The organism is Stenotrophomonas sp. YJH_SMC_73 (assembly GCF_059370155.1).
This window is the reverse complement of record NZ_JCAFTJ010000001.1, coordinates 337,469-356,283: the sequence shown is the minus strand read 5'-3', so window position 1 is coordinate 356,283 and position 18,815 is coordinate 337,469. Positions and strand designations below refer to the sequence as shown.

The following is an 18,815-nucleotide window of genomic DNA, read 5'->3' as shown; positions in this document are numbered from 1 at the left end:
GTGCCATCCACGCATGGCGTGGATCTACCGGCCGATGTCGATTCGTTGATCGGCAACGCCCTGCCCCGGCAGGTGCCGACCGTTGGTTGGCAATGGCCTGCCCCGGTGGGTGCCGACCGTTGGTCGGCACCACGTCATCCATCGCAACTCACTCGCGCAACATATCCACGAACGCACGCAACGCGCCCGGCATCTGCCGCTGCTTCGGGTAGTACAGCGCGAAGCCGGCAAACGGCTCGCTCCAGTCTTCCAGCACCGCCACCATCTGCCCCGATTCGATGTACGGCCTTGCCGTGTCTTCCAGCACGTACGCCAGGCCGATGCCATCCAGAACGGCGCGCACGATCGTGCCCTGCTCGCACAGGGTCAACCGCCCGGGCACGTCGATCTCCAGCGCCTGCCCATCGCGCTCGAACTGCCACTTGTACAGGTGCCCACTGGCGAAGCGGAAGCGGATGCATTCGTGCGCGGCCAGGTCGCGCGGATGCTGCGGTGCCGGCCGACGCCGCAGGTAGTCCGGCGAGCCGACGATCAGCCCGCGCAGTGGCGGCCCCATCGGCACCGCCACCATGTCCTCCGGCACGAACTCATGCAGGCGCACGCCGGCGTCGTAGCCCTCGGCGACGATGTCGACCAGGCCGTCATTTTCGGTCAGCTCCACCCGCACGTCGGGATGGGCGTGCAGGAAGCGCGCCAGCCTCGGCCCCAACTGGGTCGGTACCGCCGCGCGGGTGGCGTTGATGCGCAGCAGGCCGGCCGGGGCTGCGCGGAAGTGGTTCATTTCTTCCAGTGCGTCGTGCACCTGCCCCAACGCCGGCTGCAGGCGCTCCAGCAGGCGCTGCCCGGCCTCGGTCAGGGCCACGCTGCGGGTGGTGCGATGGAACAGGCCCACCCCCAACCGTTCCTCCAGCGCGCGGATCGCGTAGCTCACCGCCGAGGTCGACAGCGCCAGCTCGGCACCGGCACGGCGGAAGCTGCGGTGGCGGGCGACCGCGGCGAACGCGGCCAGGTGGGAGACGTTGTCAGTGGCCACGATTGTGCAGTTTCACTTGATGAATCATGCCGATATCCGCGCTTCTTGCTGCTGGTTGCGGGGCGTATTGTAAAACGCCTTTCGATAAACCCTGCCAAGGATTCCCCATGTCCCTCGCCCGTGGTTACGCCGCCCATTCCCATACCGACCCGCTGGTCCCGTACGAGTTCGAACGCCGCGCGGTCGGCCCGGACGACGTGCGCATCGAGATCCTCTACAGCGGCATCTGCCATTCCGACCTGCACCAGGCCCGCGATGACTGGGGTGGCTCGATCTACCCGATGGTGCCGGGCCACGAGATCATCGGCCGGGTGACCGAAGTCGGCAGCAACGTCACCCGCTTCAAGGTCGGCGACCACGCCGGCGTCGGCTGCATGGTCGACTCGTGCCGCCACTGCGACGCCTGTGAGCACGATCTGGAGCAATATTGCGCCGAAGGCGCGACCTGGACCTACAACGGACGTGAACGCGAAACCGGCGCGCCGACCTACGGCGGCTATTCCGACCACGTGGTGGTCGAGCAGCGCTTCGTGGTGAAGGTGTCCGACACCCTCGACCTGAAGGCGGCCGCCCCGCTGTTGTGCGCCGGCATCACCACCTGGTCGCCGCTGCGCCACTGGAAGGTCGGCCCGGGGCAGAAGGTGGGCGTGATCGGTCTCGGTGGCCTCGGCCACATGGGCGTGAAGTTCGCCAAGGCACTGGGCGCGCACGTCGTGATGATCACCACCACGCCGGAAAAGGGTGCCGATGCCAAGCGCCTGGGCGCCGATGAGGTACTGGTCTCGCGCGATGCCGCGCAGATGAAGGCGCACGCCGGCAGCTTCGACTTCCTGCTCAACACCATCCCGGTCGGCCATGACACCAACCCGTACATGGGCCTGCTCAAGCGCGAGGCCACCATGTGCCTGGTCGGCGTGCTGACCGAACTGGACCCGCCGCTGACCGGCGGCAGCGTGATCTTCGGCCGCAAGCACCTGACCGGCTCGGCAATCGGCGGCATGGCCGAAACCCAGGAAATGATGGACTTCTGTGCCGAGCACGGCATCGTCAGCGACGTCGAGATCATCGACATCAAGAACGTCAACGAAGCCTGGGAGCGCATGGCGAAGAACGATGTGCGCTACCGCTTCGTGATCGACATGGCGACGATGCAGAACGCCGCCTGATCCAGGGCAGATGCGAAAAAGAAAAACCCCGGCAATGCCGGGGTTTTTCTTCTGGTAGTGCCGGCCGCTGGCCGGCAACCCCATACATCTGCCGGCCAGCGGCCGACACTACCGCAATCCACTCAGTACGCGAACTCGCGGAACACCGGATCGACGTCGCCGTGCCAGCGGCCATGGAACAGCGCCAGCTTGCGCTCGGCCGGGGTCAGGCCGGATTCGACGATCTCCTGCAGCACGTCCAGGAACTTGCTCTCGTCCTGGCCGTCGGCATTGCGCGCCGCACGGCGCCTGAGGCCTTCGACGGAAATCTTCACCGCTTCGCGGGCCAGGTCGCGCACCGTGCCATTGCGGAACGGCAGGTTCATCGCATGCTTCGGCACGCCGTCGCGCAGTGCATGGCGCTCGGCCAGGGTGAAATCGCGTACCAGGTCCCAGGCGGCATCCAGTGCGGTGTCGTCATACAACAGGCCCACCCAGAATGCCGGCAGCGCACACAGGCGGCTCCACGGGCCACCATCGGCACCGCGCATTTCCAGGTACTTCTTCAGGCGCACTTCCGGGAACGCGGTGGTCATGTGGTCCGACCAGTCGCGCAGCGTCGGCAGCACACCCGGCAGCACCGGCAGCCTGGCCTGCATGAAATCGCGGAAGCTCTGCCCGCTGGCGTCGTGGTAGATGCCATCGCGGTAGGAGAAATACATCGGCACGTCGAGCAGGTAGTCAACATAGCGCTCGTAACCAAAACCATCCTCGAACACGAAGTCGAGCATGCCGGTGCGGTCGGCGTCGGTGTCGGTCCAGATGTGCGAGCGGTAGCTCAGGTAGCCGTTCGGCTTGCCTTCGGTGAACGGCGAATCGGCGAACAGCGCGGTGGCGATCGGCTGCAGCGCCAGCGACACGCGGAACTTCTTCACCATGTCCGCTTCGGTGGCGTAGTCCAGGTTCACCTGCACCGTGCAGGTGCGGGTCATCATGTCCAGGCCCAGCGAACCGACCTTGGGCATGTACGAGCGCATGATCTTGTAGCGCCCCTTCGGCATCCAGGGCATTTCATCGCGCTTCCACTTCGGCTGGAAGCCCATGCCGAGGAAACCCAGCTGCAGTTCGCCGGCCACCTGTGCCACTTCGTTGAGGTGGGTGCCGGTCTCCACGCAGGTCTGGTGGATGGTCTCCAGCGCCGCGCCGGACAGCTCCAGCTGACCGGCCGGTTCCAGCGTCACCGAGGCACCGTCGCGCAGCAGCGCGATCGTGTTGCCGTTTTCCTGCACCGGCTCCCAGCCGAAGCGGACCAGGCCGTTGAGCAACGCTTCGATGCCGCGCTCGCCCTCGAAGGTCGGCGGGCGCAGGTCATCCAGGCGGAACCCGAACTTCTCGTGCTCGGTGCCGATGCGCCACTGCGCGCGGGGCTTCTCGCCGGAGGCGATCACCTCCACCAGCTGCGAGCGGTCGGTAATGGGGGTATCGGCGACGTGGCTGGGGCTCGACAAGGGGAAGGCTCGCTGGACGGTGGCGGGGGATGTGGGGCTCGCGGCCTTCCATCGCAAGGGCGCACTATAGCGTGGCACCCCGTTGCGTCATGCGACGGTGACGGGTTTCAGCATCCTACCGACGCCCTCTTGACCCTCGTACACTCGGCGTCATGAACCGTCATTCGCGACACCCCGAACTGCACCGCTCCGAGCGCGTCGGCTGGTTGCGTGCCGCCGTGCTGGGGGCCAACGATGGCATCGTCTCGGTGGCCGGCCTGGTGGTCGGCGTGGCGGCCAGCGGCGCCTCCGCCACCACTATCCTTGCCACCGGCGTGGCCGGCACCGTGGCCGGCGCGATGTCGATGGCCGCCGGCGAGTATGTGTCGGTGCAGACCCAGGCCGACACCGAAGCGGCCGACCTGGCCATGGAAAAGCGCGAGCTGCGCGAAGACCCGCACAGCGAACTGGAGGAGCTGGCCGCGATCTACCGCCACCGCGGCCTGGAGCCTGCATTGGCCCGGCAGGTGGCCGAACAGCTTACCGCCCACGATGCACTGGGTGCACACGCCCGCGATGAGCTGGGCATCACTGACACCCTGCGCGCGCGCCCGCTGCAGGCGGCGCTGGCCTCGGCCGGTGCGTTCACCTGCGGTGCGGCGCTGCCGGTGCTGACCGCCCTGCTCGCGCCGACCGACAAGGTTGCGTTGATGACCACGGCCAGCACCCTGCTCGGCCTGTGCCTGACCGGCGCGGTGGCGGCCCAGGCCGGGGGCGCACCGCCTGTACGCGGCGCGGTCCGGGTGATGTTCTGGGGCGCGCTGGCGATGGCTGCGGCGGCCGGCGTCGGTCGCCTGTTCGGTGCCCAGGTGTCATGACCGGCATGCTGCCAGCGGCCACTGCGTTGTTGGCCGAGATGGCCAGCCTGGCCGGCTGCGGGCGCGCCGAGGGCTATGCCTGCATCACCGCACGCCGCGAGCATGGCGCCAGCTCGGTGGAGGTTCCGCAACCGCAGTTCGCGATCCTGCTGGAAGGCCGCAAGCAGGTACGTACCGCACACCAGTCGCTGACGTTCGTTCCCGGCGACATCCTGCTGCTGACCCAGCGGTGCCGCATCGACGTGGTCAACACCCCCGATCCCTGCAGCGGCCGCTACCTCAGTGCCATCGTGCCGCTCTGCACCGAAGTGCTGGCGGCGGCGCGTACGCTCTGGAATGAAGAGCTTCCCGCCCCCGGCCAGGCGATGGCGCGACTGCCGTTGATCGACCATGGCGCGGTGCTGCGCCAGTGGCGGCAATCGCTGCAGGACGGCCGTTACAGCGACGCGCGGCTGGCCCTGGCCTCGCTGGTGCTGACCCTGTGCCGACAGGGCCACGGCAACCTGCTGCTGCCGCAGGCGCCGAGCCTGGGCGAACAGATCCGCGACCGCATCGCCGCCGAACCAGCACGCGACTGGCAATCACGCGATGTGGAAGAACAGTTCGCGCTGAGCGGCGCGACCCTGCGCCGTCGCCTGGCGGCCGAGGACACCAGCCTGCGCCAGCTGCTCACCGAGGCCCGGCTGGCACATGGCATGCAGCTGCTCTACACCACCGACCTGCCGTTGAAGACCGTGGCCGCGCGCGCGGGCTACCGGTCTGCGGCCAGTTTCAGCAAGCGCTTCGCCGAGCAGTACGGGCTGGCTCCCACAGATATTTGAGGGGGTTCGGCAGGGCTGCGCCCTGCACCCGCAGAGGCAACGGCAACAGCCGAAGCAACAGCAACAGCAACGGCGTGCATTCCGTGGAATGGCGGGGCACTGTGGGTTTGCGGGGACGCCGTAAACCCGTCCATGGGGGCTTGGTCGCCGCATCCATGCGGCTCACACCCCGCAAACCCACAGTGCCCCGCCTTCGACAGATTCCGGCGGCTGTTGGTAGGTGTCGACCTTGGTCGACACATCTGTCAGTTATCGAATGAAATTCGTGGGGTCAGATCCGTTTTCCTGCGGAAAACGGATCTGACCCCGCGAGCTGACAGATCGCGGAAAACTGTCGAAGGCGGGGTGGGTCCGGTTGCGGGAGTGTCCGCGGCATGGATGCCGCGGCCAAGCCCCCATGGGTGAGGGCGCTTTGCTTGCGAAGCACTGCTTCGCAAGCGCCCGAACGCCCAGCCGCCAGCGACTGGGCCGGACCGCGGAGCGGGGTTTACGGCGTCTCCCGCAACCGGACCCACCCCGCCATCCCAGACAGCCCGCTGTCGCTGTTGCTGTTGCTTCGGCCGTTGCCGTTGCCTCTGCGGGTGCAGGGCGCAGCCCTGCAGCCCCCCCTTCCCTGAGCATTCCGCGCAGTGGTTTGAGCGCCGTGCACACGCCGGCCACGGCACGCTGGGCACAACGGAACCGCCCGTCATCCACCGAGAACCGCCATGATCCTGCGTCCCCTGCCGCTGCGCGGCGCCCTGCTGCTGGCCCTGTCGTCCCTGCCGCTGGCTGCACTGGCCGAAGCCACCTCGCCCGCTCCCACCCAGCAGGTGCCCGGCGTCTACCACCAGCGCGTTGGTGCGCTGCAGGTCACCGCCCTGTTCGACGGCGTGGTCGCGCTGGGCCGGCAGGAAGTGGTCAACGTGCCGCCGACACTGGTCAGCCGCCTGTTGGAAGGCCGCTACGTACCGGAAGACAAGAAGGGCCTGCAGACCGCGATCAACGCCTTCCTGGTGCGCCAGGGCAACCACCTGACCCTGGTCGATACCGGCACCGCGCAGTGCTTCGGCCCCGGCCTGGGCCAGGTGCTGGGCAACCTGCGCGCCTCCGGCGTGGACCCGGCCGAGGTGGACGAGGTGCTGCTGACTCACGCCCACCCGGACCATCTGTGCGGCGTGCTCGACGCGCAGGGCAAGCCGGCCTACCCGAATGCCACGGTGTGGCTGTCCAAGGCCGATGCCGATTACTGGCTCAGCCCGGCCAGCGAGGCCACGGCGCCGAAGGGCGTGCGCTTCGCCTTCCCGCTGGCACGCAACGCGGTCGCGCCCTACCAGGCCAGCGGCCACCTGCGCACGTTCAGCCCCGGCGATGCCCTGCCCGGTGGCGCGGTGGCGATGGACACCCACGGCCATACCCCCGGCCATGTCTCCTACCGGTTCGACAGCCAGGGCCAGTCACTGCTGGTGTGGGGTGATGTGCTGCACTTCCATGCGGTGCAGTTCGCGCACCCGGAAGCGGCATTCGAGGCCGATTCGGACCGCAAGGCGGCCATCGCCAGCCGTCGCGGGCTGCTGCAGCAGGCCACCGCCAACGGTTGGTGGGTGGCCGGTGCGCACCTGCCGTTCCCGGGCCTGGGCCATGTGCGTGGCGAGGGCCAGGCCTATGCGTGGGTGCCGGCGGAGTATTCGCCGTTGTGAGGGTGTGCCGACCAAGGTCGGCACCCACCCGATCGGGTAGCGCCCGGCTGCCAGCCGGGCGACCGTAAATGCCTTATTCCAGCCCCAGCCAGCCGCCGATCACGCCGCGGGCTTCGTCCACGCCGGTACGGTCTTCGCCGGAGAACACCTGCACGCTGACGCTGTCACCGTAAGCCGATTGCAGCTCCTTGCGCACCTTCTGCAGGGACTGCATCTGCTGGCTGCGGCTGAGCTTGTCGGCCTTGGTCAGCAACGCGTGCGCCGGCAGGCCACGCTGCACGGCATAGGACAGCATCTGCCGGTCGTAGTCCTTCAGGGGGTGGCGGATGTCCATCACCACCACCAGGCCCTTGAGGGCCTCGCGGGTGCGGAAATACTTGTCAATGAAGGCCTGCCAGTGCGCCTGCAGGTCCAGCGGCACCTTGGCGTAGCCGTAACCGGGCAGGTCGACCAGATGCGCTTCCGGGGTGACCTGGAAGAACACCAGCTGCTGGGTGCGGCCGGGGGTCTTGGAGACACGGGCCAGGGCGTTCTGGCGGGTCAGCGCGTTGAGCGCACTGGACTTGCCGGCGTTGGAGCGGCCGGCGAAGGCCACTTCAGCCCCTTCGTCGGGCGGCAGCTGCCGCACGTTGTGGGCCGAAAGGTGGTAACGGGCGCGTTCGATGAGCAATGACATGTGCCTAGGATCGCATGTTGCGGCGCCGCGCGCCCGTGCCGGCGGCCGCTGCGGCCATTTTGCTGCACTGCTGCGTTGACCGTGCGCGGAAACGGCGTTGATAATCCGGGCGATGCCGGCGGCCACCGTCCGGCCCGGTCCATACGGAGCTTCAGCATGCGCCACGCTCGCGTTCTTGCCGTATCCGCCCTTGCCACTGCTGTAGTCGTTGCCGCTGCTGCGTTCGCGCAGACCACGTTGACCCCGCTGCCCGACAACGGGCCGATCAATACCGCCTCGCTGGAGGTGGACTTCAGCAAGACCCACTGGGGCGATGCCAAGGCCGGCCAGACCAAGGCGACGGCCTGCGCGGCCTGCCATGGTGCCGACGGCAACTCCACGGTGGAGATGTACCCGTCCATTGCCGGCCAGAGCGAGCGCTACGTGGCCCAGCAGATGGCCCTGATCGCCAACGGCCAGCGCAGTTCCGGCGCGGCGGTGGCGATGGTGCCGTTCGTGCAGAACCTCACCCCGCAGGACATGCGCGATATCGGCGCCTACTTCGCCACGCAGAAGGCCAACGCCGGCATCGCCGATGACACGGCAGTGACCGATGGCCCCTACAAGGGCATGAAGTTCTACGAGATCGGCCAGCAGCTGTACCGCGGCGGCGATGCCAAGCGCGGCCTGCCGGCCTGCATGGCCTGCCACGGCCCCAGCGGTGCCGGCAATCCCGGCCCGGCCTATCCGCACCTCGGTGGGCAGCACGCCAGCTATGTCGCGCGCCGCCTGCAGGAGTACCAGGCCGGCCAGACCAACGAGACCGACAAGGCGCACTTCCAGATCATGGCCACGGTCGCGCAGAAGCTCAGCGAGCAGGAGGTGCAGGCGCTGTCGAGCTACCTGCAGGGCCTGCACAACAAGGCCGACGATGTGGCCGCTGCGGCCACGCCGACGCAACCGGCTGCCGCCCCCTGACCACCACTGGTCGGCCCGGGCCGCGACGCCGGCCCACGGCTGCGGTATGTTTCCTTCACGCCGGCGACCGCGCCGGCGTTGCTTTTTTCAACGGAGATGCGTGTCGATGAGGTTGATTTCCCGCCTGCTGTTGTCCGTGCTGGTGCTGCTGCCGCTGGCAGCCTGCGCCGCCACCCCCGCCAATGCCCCGCTGGTCGAGGGCAAAGACTACGAGCGCATCGCCCAGCCAGGCCCGTTCCAGCCGCTGGCCGGCAAGATCGAAGTGGTCGAGGTCTTCGGCTACACCTGCCCGCACTGCGCCCATTTCGAACCGCAGCTGGAAGCCTGGGCGGCCAAGCTGCCGGCCGACGTGCGTTTCACCCCGGTGCCGGCGGCCTTCGGTGGCGCCTGGGATGCCTGGGCACTGGCCTACTACGCCGCCGACGAAGTCGGCGTGGCCAAGCGCAGCCACGCTGCCGTGTTCAAGGCCCTGCACGAGCAGGGATCGCTGCCGATGCAGAACGTCTCGGCCGATGAGCTCGCCACGTTCTACAAGGCCTACGGCGTGACCCCGGACCGCTACCTCCAGGCGCTGCGCGGCGATGCCGTGCAGAAGAAGGTCGAGGCCGCGCGCGCGTTCGCCCAGCGCACCAAGATCCCGGGCACCCCGGCCATCATCATCAACGGCCAGTACCTGGTGCGGGGCAACAGCTTCGACGACCAGCTGCGCATCGCCTCGGCGCTGATCGCGCAGGCCCGCGCCGCCCGCGGCCGCTGAACCAACGCCCACCCTCGACACGGCGCTGTCGCCGCCGCATGTCATCATTTCCCCCTGGCTGGCGCCTGGCGCCGGCCCCCACCTTTCCAGATGCTGGAGACGTTTCCATGAAGATCCGTTACGCCCTCGCCCTCGCAGCGCTGCTGCCGATCCTGGCTGCCTGCAAGGCTGATGACGGCAGCACCAACACCACCGCGGCCCCGGCCGCACCGGCAGCCGCCCCGGCCACCGCCGAACCGGCCGCTGCGCCGGCCACGGGCAGCGAAGGCACCGCTCCGGCTGCCGCCGAAGGCGAAAAGGCCCCGGCCGAAGCCGCCCCCGCCGCGGCGCCGGCCCCGACCACCGCCGCGCTGACCGGCCCGGCCCCGGTGGAAGGCGCCGATTACCAGGTGATCCCGAACGGCCAGCCGTTCCAGCCGGCTGCCGGCAAGATCGAAGTGACCGAGATCTTCGGCTACGTCTGCCCGGCCTGCGCCGCATTCCAGCCGCTGGTCGGCCCGTGGAAGGCCGGCCTGCCCAGCGACGTGAACTTCGTCTACGTGCCGGCCATGTTCGGCGGCACCTGGGATGACTACGCCCGTGCCTTCTACGCCGCGCAGACCCTGGGCGTGCAGGAAAAGACCCACGAAGCGCTGTACGCCGCCATCCACTCGCAGAAGACCCTGAAGGGCGAGCGCGGCCGTGACTCGGTGGAAGACATCGCCAAGTTCTACGCCGCCTATGGCGTGGATCCGAAGCAGTTCGCCGCCACCATGGGCAGCTTCGCGGTGAACGCCAAGACCAACTCGGCCAAGCAGTTCGCCCAGCGCAGCCAGATCAGCGGCACCCCGTCGATCATCGTCAACGGCAAGTATCTGGTGAAGGGCAAGAGCTTCCCGGACATGCTGCGCATCGCCGACCACCTGATCGCCCGCGAACGCGGTGCGGCCCAGGCTCACTGATCCAAGAGAAGCATTTCCCGGCCGTGAATTCCCCCCGTACACGGACCCTGCGCTTGCTGACGGCCAACATCCAGGCCGGCTCAAGTACCCGCCGCTACAGCGACTATGTGACCCGCAGCTGGTCACATGCGCTGCCGGCGGGGCGCAAGCGCAGCAGCCTGGACGCGATCGCCACCCTGGCGCGCGACCATGACATCGTCGGCCTGCAGGAGGCCGACCCGGGCAGCCTGCGCTCGGGCTTCACCAACCAGACCCACTACCTGGCCCAGCGCGCCGGCTTCAACTACTGGAGCCACCAGCCGAACCGGCGCATGGGCGGCGTGGCGTCCAGTGCCAATGGCCTGCTGAGCAAGCTGGAACCGGTGGAAGTGCAGGACCATGCCCTGCCCGGCCGCATCGGCGGGCGCGGCGTGCTGCTGGCCAAGTTCGGCGATGGTACCGATGGCCTGGCGGTGGCGGTGGCGCATCTGTCATTGGGCGCGGGCTCGCGGATGTCGCAGCTGGGCTTCATCGCCGAGCTGCTGTCCGACCACCCCAACGCGGTGCTGATGGGCGACTTCAACTGCCTGGCCGAACGCCCGGAAATGCAGGTGCTGTACCAGAAGACCCGGCTGCAGCCCCCGGGCTGCATCGTGCCGACCTTCCCCAGCTGGCGCCCCGACCGCGCCATCGACCACATCCTGGTCAGCAGTGGCCTGCAGACTCGTACCGTGGAAGCCGTACCAGCCGCGTTCTCCGATCACCTCGCCCTGGCGATGCAGATCGACGTCCCGGCCGACACCCTGCGCTGACTCGCCCTTACGGTAGGTGCGGACCGTTGGTCCGCACGCCCCCTAAATCGGGGCATAAACGACTTAATCCCCTCCGTGCCCTTTTTTTCAGGCGGTGACGGGTGCCTTCAGGCGCCGCGCGGTCATCGTGCTGCCCACCGAGGCCAGCACCGTGCAGCCGATCGCCAGCCACTGCAGCCCATGCAGGTGCTCGTGCAGCAGAAGCATGGCCCACAGCGCGGCCACCGCCGGTTCCATGCTGATCAGGATGCCGAAGGTCTCCTTCGGCAGGCGCTTGAGCGCCATCATCTCCAGTGACATCGGGATCGCGCTGGACACCAGCGCCACCAGCAGCCCGGCGGCAAGGATCTTCGGGTCGAGCAGCGCGGCACCGGCATGCACCACGCCCACCGGCACCACCACCAGGGATGCCGCCAGCAGCCCCAGCGACACCGAATGCCCGGCATGCAGGTGGCCGGCACGCTTGCCGAACACGATGTACAGGCCCCAGCACGCCGCAGCCCCCATCGCATACAGCACGCCAGCGGGATCCAGCGCCGGACCACCGCCGATCGGCAGCAGCAACAGCAGCCCCACCGCCGCACAGCCCACCCAGAGGAAATCGATCGGCCGTCGCGACGACAGCATGGCCACCGTCAGCGGCCCGGTGAATTCGATGGCCACCGCGATGCCGAAGGGAATGGTGCGCAGGGCCATGTAGAACAGCAGGTTCATCAGGCCCAGGGTGAGGCCGTAGCGCAGGATGGTGATCGCATCCGGGCGGCTGGTCTTCCAGCGCCACGGCCGCCAGAACAGCAGCAGCAACAGCGCCGAGAAGCCCACGCGCAGCGCGCTGGTGCCCTGCGCGCCGATCAGCGGGAACAGGTGTTTTGCATAGGAGGTGCCGATGGCCAGCGAGGTGACCGAGCCAAGCACCGCCAGCGCCGGCAACATCGGCGCGAGTCGTGGGGTCTGCATGGGCAAAGTCTATTGCGCCAGCGCCGAGCACTTGGCTCAATTGACGGCCCGTTCGTGCAACTTCTGCTCGCCATGGCCACCGCCCCCGTGCTCGACAGCTTCGACCGCGCCATCCTCGACCTGCTGCAGCGGGACAACACCCTGCCGCAGCGCGAAATCGCCGAGGCCGTGCACCTGTCCACGCCGGCCGTGCAGCGCCGCATCAAGCGCCTGCAGGACAGCGGCGTGATCGCGGCCAATGTGGCGGTGGTCGCCGCCGCCAAGGTCGGGCGGCCACTGACCATCATCGTGGAGGTGCGCGTGGTCAGCGAGCAGCGCGAACGCGTGGCGCCGTTCAAGCGCCGCGTGCAAAACGACCCGGCCGTGCAGCAGTGCTACTCGATCACCGGCGATGGCGATTTCCTGCTACTGCTTTCGGCGGCGTCGATGGAAGAGTACGAGGCCATAACCGATCGGTTGTTCGGCGGCGATGACAACATCGAACGCTTCAGAACGTCGGTGGCACTGGGGACGTTGAAGCGGAGTTTCGAAGTGCCGCTGCTGCCAGGCCTGTAGAGTCGAGCCATGCTCGACTGCCTTCTGATCGCAACGCAACAGCAGTCGAGCATGGCTCGACTCTACACTTTGAAACCATGAGTACACCGCCCTCCCCCGCCCGTCGCCAGCGCCGCTGGCTGCTGCGTGGCCTAGGGCTGGCCATCGCCATCGTCGCCGCTATGGCGCTGTGGAACAGCCCATGGGCCGCTGCACCGAAGCTGCTGTGGACACTCTCGCGGATGTCTCCGGCCACCGAACTTCCGGTGCCGGTGGAGGGCGTCCGTCCCCGGCAGATCGCCGATACCTTCGGCGCGCCACGTGGCCGTGACCGCTCCCACGCCGGCATCGACATCTTCGCCAAGCGCGGCACCGCGGTGCGCAGCGTCACTGCCGGCGTCATCGCGGATGTCAGCGAGCGCGGCCTCGGTGGCCGCCAGGTCTGGGTGATCGGGCCCGGGCGCGAACGTTACTACTACGCCCATCTGGATGACTGGGCCGAGGGCCTGGCGCGCGGCCAGGTGGTCCAGGCCGGCGACCTGCTCGGGCATGTAGGCGACAGCGGCAATGCCAAGGGCACGCCGCCCCATCTGCACTGGGGCATCTACGGCGCCGATGGCGCGCGCGATCCGCTGCCGCTGCTGCGCTGAACACCATGCGCTGCGTCGCGGCCCGCGTGAGCGCCTACCTCGTTCATGATTTGTAAATAGGAATAGTTCGTATTACCATTTCTTTCATTTCCGGTGGTGCCAGGACGGCCTGCCCGCCCGTTTCCCACCCGTAGCGCCTCGCCTTCTGGATGCCGGCCGAGCGCGCGTGCTCGTCCAGGACCCCCATGACCCGTCCCGCCTTCCGTATCCCGCAACCGCAGCGGCTGTCCGTTGCCGTAATCGTTGCACTCTGCGCCCTGGCCCCGGCCGCCTTCGCCGACACCGCCGCCGATCCGACCACGCTGGACAAGTTGATGGTCAAGGGCGAACGCGCCGAAGGCTATTCGGTGCGCCGCACCTCGGCCGGTACCCGCTTCGACCTGGCACCGCGCGAGATCCCGCAGTCGGTCAGCATCATCAGCCACCAGCGCATCGAAGATCAGAAGCTCGACGACATCATCGACGTGCTGGCCAACACCACCGGCGTGACCAGCACCCAGTCCGACAGCGAGCGCACCGAGTTCTACGCGCGTGGGTTCTACATCGATGCCTACCAGTTCGACGGCCTGCCGACGCAGATGGTGCAGAACTGGAGCTACGGTGACTCCGGCCTGGATCTGGCGCTGTACGACCGCGTGGAAGTGGTGCGCGGCGCCACCGGCCTGCTCAGCGGCGCCGGCAATCCGTCGGCGTCGGTGAACCTGATCCGCAAGCATGCCGACAGCGCCGAGCTGACCGGCAGCGTGTCGGTGAACGTCGGCAGCTGGGGCCGCACCCGCACCACGGTGGATGTGGGCAGCGCGCTCAACGCCAGCGGCAGCGTGCGCGGTCGCGTGATCGGCAGCTACCTGGATACCGACGGCCAGATGGACCGCTACAACCAGCGCAAGACGCTGGGCTACGCCGTCATTGATGCCGACCTGACCCCGGACACCCAGCTGAGCGTGGGCTACGACTACCAGCAGAAGCGCGCCAATGGTGCGACCTGGGGCGGCTTCCCGATGTGGTACGCCGATGGCAGCCCGACCAACTACCCGACCTCGTTCAATCCGTCGCCGGACTGGACCTACTGGGACACCACCAGCAAGCGCGCGTTTGCCACCCTGCAGCACGCCTTCAGCAACGGCTGGAAGTTCAGGATCGGCGCCACCCACGACCGCACCAACGCCGACGACAAGCTGTTCTATCCGTCCTACACCGCGTTCGACAAGGCCACCGGCACCGGCGTCACGCCGATGGCCGGCTTCTACAACACCGAGCGCAAGGTCGATGGCATCGATGGCTACATCGACGGCCCGTTCCAGCTGTTCGGCCGCGAGCACCAGTTCATGGCCGGCCTGAGCTACAACAAGCGCGAATTCGCCAACTACGGTGACTTCCAGATGGGTGGCCCCGGCACCGGCTGGAATCCCTTCAGCTCCTATCTCGACTGGACCGGCAACATCGCCCAGCCGAACTGGAACCCGCTGGCGCTGGCCAGCCAGGGCACCATCACCCAGAAGGCCGGCTATGCCGCCACCCGTCTGTCGCTGGCTGATCCGCTGAAGCTGATCCTCGGTGCGCGCTACACCAACTGGAAGAGCGAAGGCGAGAACGACGACCGCGAACACAAGGTGACCACCCCGTACGCCGGCCTGGTGTATGACATCAACGATACCTACTCCGCGTACGCCAGCTACACCGAGATCTTCCAGCCGCAGACCGCACGTGACCGCAACGACCGTTATCTCGACCCGGTCGACGGCAAGAGCTACGAGGTGGGCGTCAAGGGTGCCTGGTTCGACAACCGGCTGAACGCCTCGCTGGCGGTGTTCCGCATCGAGCAGGACAACGTCGCCCAGGTCACCAGCGAGCCGATCATCGGCCGTCCGGGTGAGTTCGCCTCGATCGCCGCACGCGGCACCGTCAGCCGTGGCTTCGAATTCGAAGTGAACGGCGAACTGGCACCGGGCTGGAACGCGACCTTCGGTGCTTCGCGCTATGTGGCCAAGGACATCAACGGTGCCGACATCAACACCAACCTGCCGCAGACCGCATTGAAGCTGTTCACCAGCTACACCCCGCAGTCGCTGCAGGAACTGACCATCGGTGGCGGTGCCAACTGGCAGAACCGCATCTATTACGCCGCGCCGGTGGTGGGTCGCTTCGAGCAGGAAGGTTACGCACTGGTCAGTGCCTTCCTGCGCTACCGCATCTCGCCGGAGTTCAGCGTGCAGGCCAACCTCAACAACCTGCTGGACAAGAAGTACCTGTCGCAGATCAACGGCTACGGTGCCTACGGCGATGGCCGCAATGGCTCGCTGACGTTCACCTGGGCGTTCTGATCAGACGCGGGGTTCGCACGCCCCGCACCTGTAGAGCCGAGCCCATGCTCGGCTCAGAGAATCAGCCGAGCGCGGGCTCGGCTCTACACCCGCAAGGCAGCGCCGGAACTGACCGGCGCTGCCACCGTCACATCAGAAGCGCAGGTCCGCGCGCAGGTACCAGTAACGGCCACGCGGGATGTCGTAGGTCGAAGCGTCGTAGCCGTTCAACGAGCACGACAGGCAGATCGGCGGATCCTTGTCGAACACGTTGTTCAGGCCCGCGGTCAGCTGCAGCCCCTTCATCCAGTCGATCTTGTAGCCCACCTGCATGTCGTGGAAGGTGGTGGCCGACAGCGTGTTGGTGCCCGCAGCCTGGTTGCTGCACACCGGGAAGGCCGCCGCATCGCCGCAGTTCTCGGTCAGCTCGGAGATGTGGCGCACCGTCCAGTTGGCGCTCCAGCGATCCATCGTCCAGCCGAGGCTGGCATTGCTGGTCCACTCCGGGATCGAGCTGTCGGCCACTTCCACGCCCGGCTTCTGCGGCTGCTTCTGCCCGGCCGCGCCAGTGGCCTCGTAACGGCCGACGAAGGTGTTCTTCCACCCCAGCTTGAACTGGCCGATGGAGGTCTGCGGCAGCGTCCAGAACAGATCCACGTCCCAACCGTCGGTCTTGATCGAACCCAGGTTGGTCAGGCGGTTGTTGAAGCTGCTGACCGCACCGGTGCTGGCACGGGTGATGCCGTTGCAGTAGATCGGGTCCAGTGTATCCACGCACAGGTCCAGCTGGGTCTGCGCGTTGATGGCCTGGATCGCACCATCGATGGCATGGCGGTAGAAAGTGACTTCCACATCGAAGCGCTCCGACCACGAGGCGTTGTTGCCGAACCACGGGCTCCACACGAAGCCCGCGCTGAAGCTGCGCGAGCGTTCCGGGTCCAGCTCGCGGTTGCCGCCGGTGGTCACCGAGATCTGCGAGTTGGCCTGCTGGAAGCCGGCCGGTACGCCCAGTGCAGCACAGTTGGCCGCGCTGCCACGCGGCGGCGTGCCGCCCAGGCCCACCGAGCACGGATCGAACAGCTGCAGGTCGGCACGTGCGGCAGAGCCGTACAGCTCACCGATGGACGGTGCGCGGAAACCCTCGGCGTACGTGGTGCGCAGCACGAAGTCATCGGTCACCTGCCAGCGCAGGCCGTACTTGGGCGTGAACTCGCCGCCGAAGGTGGAGTAGTCCGAATAGCGGCCGGCCAGGCTCAGGTCCAGCTTCTTGCCGAACGAGGAGTCGGCGAAGATCGGCACGCTCAACTCCAGGTAGGCCTCGTTGACGTCGTAGGAACCGGAGGTCGGTTGCGACGGCACGCCGTTGTAGTGGCCGATCACCGTCAGCGGATCGGGCTGGTAGGCGCCCTTGTACTTGCGGTACTCGAAGCCGGTGGCGAAGGACACCGGACCGGCCGGCAGCGAGAACAGCTCGCTGGACAGGTTGGCGGTGAACAGGCTCAGTTCGTTCTGGCTGCGGTCGCGCACCACCGGCTGGATCCACTTCAGCATGTCCGGGGTGATCGAACCGGCGCCACCGAAGATGTTCAACGGCACGCAGCCAGGCGTGGCCGCGCACACCGCGGGATCGCCCAGCGCCATGTTCACCTTGTAGATGTCATAGCTGCCGTAGTTGGTCTGCTCGGCCTTGTTCTTGCTGTACATGCCGTTGACGTCCCAGTACCAGCTGCGGTCGGCGGCATGGAAGTCACCGACCAGGCCGGTGGCGAAGTAGGTGGTGTCCACTTTCTGCTTGAACACGCGCGCACCGCCCTCCACCGGGCGACGACCGATCAGGCTCATGTTGTCGCCGGAGACGAGATCGAAGCCGAACGGGTTGTACGGGTTCAGGCGCGAGACCACGATGTTGTCGGCCAACGGATTGCCGGTGGCGCCATCGGGGCCGAAGAACAGCGGCTCGGGGCCGGCCTGGTTGGTCGACTCGCGGCGGTTGCCCAGCGCCTTGATGTACCACTGCACGTTGTCGGTGATGTCAAAGCGGAACTGGCCGAACAGGCCTTTGCGCTCCGACGGCGTCAGCACCATGTTGTATTCGGCGAAGTTGAAGCGGTCGGCGGTGGTGAAGCAGTGATAGTCATCCGTGCGGCTGCAGCCGGCACTGCCGTCGTACCGCGGATTGCTCACGCCGGTATTGGGCACGATGTTCTGCACCGCACCGGTGTTCGGGTCGGTGAACATGAAACGGCCCTGCGGAATACCACCGCTGCCGAACGCCAGGCCGGTACCGGGAATGGGGAAGCGCGACTGCTCGCGATCCTTGGCGAATACCGGGTCCTGCTTGGTCCAGCTGGCGCCCAGGAACAGGCTGAAGCGATCGCCACTCTTGCCCCAGGCCAGGTCCACGCCCTTCTGCGTGCCGTCGCCCTTGCTGTACTCGCCGTAGTTCAGCGTCACCTGCCCACCATCGAAATCGCGGCGGGTGATGATGTTGACCACGCCGGCGATGGCATCGGAGCCGTACAGCGACGAAGCACCGTCCTCCAGCACCTCGATGCGCTCGACGATCGCCAGCGGAATGGTGTTGAGGTCGGTGGCCGAGCCCACACCGGACGCCGACGATTCATTGACCCAGCGGATGCCGTCGACCAGCACCAGCACGCGCTTGGCACCCAGGTGGCGCAGATCGACCTGCGCCGAGCCGGCACCCACGCCACTGCCATCGGGCGGGAAACCGAAGTTGCCGGACGAGTTGAACTTGGCGTTGAGCGCAGAGCCGGAACCGGTGAGCTGCTGTAGCACTTCGCCGATCGAGGTCAGGCCGGTGCGTTCGATGTCGCCACGGGTCAGGGTCTGGATCGGGACCTGGCCCTCTACTTCAGCGCGCTTGATGCGGGTACCGGTGACTTCCACCGCGTCGAGGTTGGTGGTGGATTGTGCAGCGGCACCCAGGGGTGCCAAGGCCATCACGCACAGCGTGACGGCAACCGCCAACGGGCGGTGGTGCAGGTGCTTCATTCGCTCTCTCTCCAAAGGAATGTCGGGACATGGACTGCCGCGCTCCCCCCTGCATGGCGGCAGCGTCTCCTTTGTAAACAAGCGGTAAAAATCACGGCGTGATGATCGACACTATTTCACGCGGAATTGACGCAATTGACAGCCATTTACGTCAGATGAGGACCGTTTAGAACCGGACGGTACTGTTCACC

Annotated in this window: 16 protein-coding genes; 11 read left to right on the top strand and 5 right to left on the bottom strand. The window is 67.3% G+C overall.

The window, feature by feature from the left end; all coding sequences use genetic code 11:
* Positions 1-148 precede the first annotated feature (148 nt).
* The gene (locus AC5P8R_RS01630; protein ID WP_495222937.1) at positions 149-1,033 is read right to left on the bottom strand and encodes a LysR family transcriptional regulator; all 885 of its coding nucleotides are present in this window, start codon (positions 1,031-1,033) and stop codon (positions 149-151) included.
* Between the two features lie 107 nt (positions 1,034-1,140).
* Here AC5P8R_RS01630 and AC5P8R_RS01625 point away from each other — a divergent pair, with 107 nt between their 5' ends.
* Complete coding sequence (locus AC5P8R_RS01625) at positions 1,141-2,199, top strand: NAD(P)-dependent alcohol dehydrogenase (protein ID WP_014648395.1); 1,059 nt, start codon at positions 1,141-1,143, stop codon at positions 2,197-2,199.
* Between the two features lie 122 nt (positions 2,200-2,321).
* Here AC5P8R_RS01625 and AC5P8R_RS01620 read toward each other — a convergent pair whose 3' ends face one another.
* A complete protein-coding gene (locus AC5P8R_RS01620; protein ID WP_111205457.1) occupies positions 2,322-3,686 on the bottom strand; it encodes a glutamate--cysteine ligase in 1,365 nt (454 codons plus the stop codon).
* Positions 3,687-3,838: 152 nt separating this feature from the next.
* Here AC5P8R_RS01620 and AC5P8R_RS01615 point away from each other — a divergent pair, with 152 nt between their 5' ends.
* The 3 genes from AC5P8R_RS01615 (at position 3,839) to AC5P8R_RS01605 (ending at position 7,043) form a co-directional block, all read left to right on the top strand.
* A complete protein-coding gene (locus tag AC5P8R_RS01615; RefSeq protein WP_014648397.1) occupies positions 3,839-4,543 on the top strand; it encodes a VIT1/CCC1 transporter family protein in 705 nt (234 codons plus the stop codon).
* Positions 4,540-5,364 carry a helix-turn-helix transcriptional regulator gene (locus AC5P8R_RS01610; RefSeq protein WP_069117884.1) on the top strand — a complete coding sequence of 275 codons (825 nt, stop codon included), beginning with the start codon at positions 4,540-4,542 and terminating at the stop codon, positions 5,362-5,364. Before AC5P8R_RS01615 ends, AC5P8R_RS01610 begins: the two co-directional genes overlap by 4 nt.
* Before the next feature lie 707 nt (positions 5,365-6,071).
* Positions 6,072-7,043, top strand: coding sequence for an MBL fold metallo-hydrolase (locus tag AC5P8R_RS01605; protein WP_014648399.1), 972 nt, complete (start codon positions 6,072-6,074; stop codon positions 7,041-7,043).
* Positions 7,044-7,116: 73 nt separating this feature from the next.
* Here AC5P8R_RS01605 and yihA read toward each other — a convergent pair whose 3' ends face one another.
* Positions 7,117-7,719, bottom strand: a complete 603-nt coding sequence (gene yihA, locus AC5P8R_RS01600; protein WP_005411022.1) for a ribosome biogenesis GTP-binding protein YihA/YsxC — start codon at positions 7,717-7,719, stop codon at positions 7,117-7,119.
* Between the two features lie 156 nt (positions 7,720-7,875).
* On the opposite strand from yihA, the gene AC5P8R_RS01595 reads away from it, so the two are divergent.
* From AC5P8R_RS01595 to AC5P8R_RS01580, 4 genes are all read left to right on the top strand, one after another.
* Positions 7,876-8,676: a c-type cytochrome gene (locus AC5P8R_RS01595; protein ID WP_014648400.1), complete on the top strand. Its 801-nt coding sequence runs from the start codon at positions 7,876-7,878 to the stop codon at positions 8,674-8,676.
* A 106-nt stretch (positions 8,677-8,782) separates the two neighbouring features.
* On the top strand, positions 8,783-9,433 hold the full coding sequence (locus AC5P8R_RS01590; protein WP_032960695.1) for a thiol:disulfide interchange protein DsbA/DsbL: 651 nt from the start codon (positions 8,783-8,785) through the stop codon (positions 9,431-9,433).
* Positions 9,434-9,540: 107 nt separating this feature from the next.
* Positions 9,541-10,374 carry a thiol:disulfide interchange protein DsbA/DsbL gene (locus AC5P8R_RS01585; RefSeq protein WP_014648402.1) on the top strand — a complete coding sequence of 278 codons (834 nt, stop codon included), beginning with the start codon at positions 9,541-9,543 and terminating at the stop codon, positions 10,372-10,374.
* A 53-nt stretch (positions 10,375-10,427) separates the two neighbouring features.
* Positions 10,428-11,165 (top strand): endonuclease/exonuclease/phosphatase family protein, encoded by a 738-nt coding sequence (locus AC5P8R_RS01580; protein ID WP_014648403.1) that lies wholly within the window; start codon positions 10,428-10,430, stop codon positions 11,163-11,165.
* An 87-nt stretch (positions 11,166-11,252) separates the two neighbouring features.
* On the opposite strand, the gene AC5P8R_RS01575 is transcribed toward AC5P8R_RS01580, so the two are convergent.
* Positions 11,253-12,122, bottom strand: a complete 870-nt coding sequence (locus AC5P8R_RS01575; protein WP_126411362.1) for an EamA family transporter — start codon at positions 12,120-12,122, stop codon at positions 11,253-11,255.
* A gap of 72 nt (positions 12,123-12,194) precedes the next feature.
* Between AC5P8R_RS01575 and AC5P8R_RS01570 the strand changes: the two genes are divergently transcribed.
* From AC5P8R_RS01570 to fhuE, 3 genes are all read left to right on the top strand, one after another.
* Positions 12,195-12,677 (top strand): Lrp/AsnC family transcriptional regulator, encoded by a 483-nt coding sequence (locus AC5P8R_RS01570; protein WP_495222936.1) that lies wholly within the window; start codon positions 12,195-12,197, stop codon positions 12,675-12,677.
* A gap of 77 nt (positions 12,678-12,754) precedes the next feature.
* Entirely contained in the window at positions 12,755-13,306 is a 552-nt protein-coding gene (locus AC5P8R_RS01565; RefSeq protein WP_111205678.1) for a M23 family metallopeptidase, read from the top strand.
* A 185-nt stretch (positions 13,307-13,491) separates the two neighbouring features.
* On the top strand, positions 13,492-15,630 hold the full coding sequence (gene fhuE / locus AC5P8R_RS01560; protein WP_495222935.1) for a ferric-rhodotorulic acid/ferric-coprogen receptor FhuE: 2,139 nt from the start codon (positions 13,492-13,494) through the stop codon (positions 15,628-15,630).
* A gap of 132 nt (positions 15,631-15,762) precedes the next feature.
* Here fhuE and AC5P8R_RS01555 read toward each other — a convergent pair whose 3' ends face one another.
* The gene (locus tag AC5P8R_RS01555) at positions 15,763-18,624 is read right to left on the bottom strand and encodes a TonB-dependent receptor plug domain-containing protein (RefSeq protein ID WP_032957323.1); all 2,862 of its coding nucleotides are present in this window, start codon (positions 18,622-18,624) and stop codon (positions 15,763-15,765) included.
* Positions 18,625-18,815 lie beyond the last annotated feature (191 nt).

Excerpts from the sequence above, each read along its gene's own strand:
- AC5P8R_RS01625 (WP_014648395.1), top strand. The coding sequence starts at position 1,141 with ATGTCCCTCGCCCGTGGTTACGCCGCCCATTCCCATACCGACCCGCTG.
- AC5P8R_RS01615 (WP_014648397.1), top strand. The coding sequence starts at position 3,839 with ATGAACCGTCATTCGCGACACCCCGAACTGCACCGCTCCGAGCGCGTC.
- AC5P8R_RS01610 (WP_069117884.1), top strand. The coding sequence starts at position 4,540 with ATGACCGGCATGCTGCCAGCGGCCACTGCGTTGTTGGCCGAGATGGCC.
- AC5P8R_RS01605 (WP_014648399.1), top strand. The coding sequence starts at position 6,072 with ATGATCCTGCGTCCCCTGCCGCTGCGCGGCGCCCTGCTGCTGGCCCTG.
- yihA (WP_005411022.1), bottom strand. The coding sequence starts at position 7,719 with ATGTCATTGCTCATCGAACGCGCCCGTTACCACCTTTCGGCCCACAAC.
- AC5P8R_RS01595 (WP_014648400.1), top strand. The coding sequence starts at position 7,876 with ATGCGCCACGCTCGCGTTCTTGCCGTATCCGCCCTTGCCACTGCTGTA.
- AC5P8R_RS01590 (WP_032960695.1), top strand. The coding sequence starts at position 8,783 with ATGAGGTTGATTTCCCGCCTGCTGTTGTCCGTGCTGGTGCTGCTGCCG.
- AC5P8R_RS01585 (WP_014648402.1), top strand. The coding sequence starts at position 9,541 with ATGAAGATCCGTTACGCCCTCGCCCTCGCAGCGCTGCTGCCGATCCTG.
- AC5P8R_RS01575 (WP_126411362.1), bottom strand. The coding sequence starts at position 12,122 with ATGCAGACCCCACGACTCGCGCCGATGTTGCCGGCGCTGGCGGTGCTT.
- AC5P8R_RS01570 (WP_495222936.1), top strand. The coding sequence starts at position 12,195 with ATGGCCACCGCCCCCGTGCTCGACAGCTTCGACCGCGCCATCCTCGAC.
- AC5P8R_RS01565 (WP_111205678.1), top strand. The coding sequence starts at position 12,755 with ATGAGTACACCGCCCTCCCCCGCCCGTCGCCAGCGCCGCTGGCTGCTG.
- fhuE (WP_495222935.1), top strand. The coding sequence starts at position 13,492 with ATGACCCGTCCCGCCTTCCGTATCCCGCAACCGCAGCGGCTGTCCGTT.
- AC5P8R_RS01555 (WP_032957323.1), bottom strand. The coding sequence starts at position 18,624 with ATGAAGCACCTGCACCACCGCCCGTTGGCGGTTGCCGTCACGCTGTGC.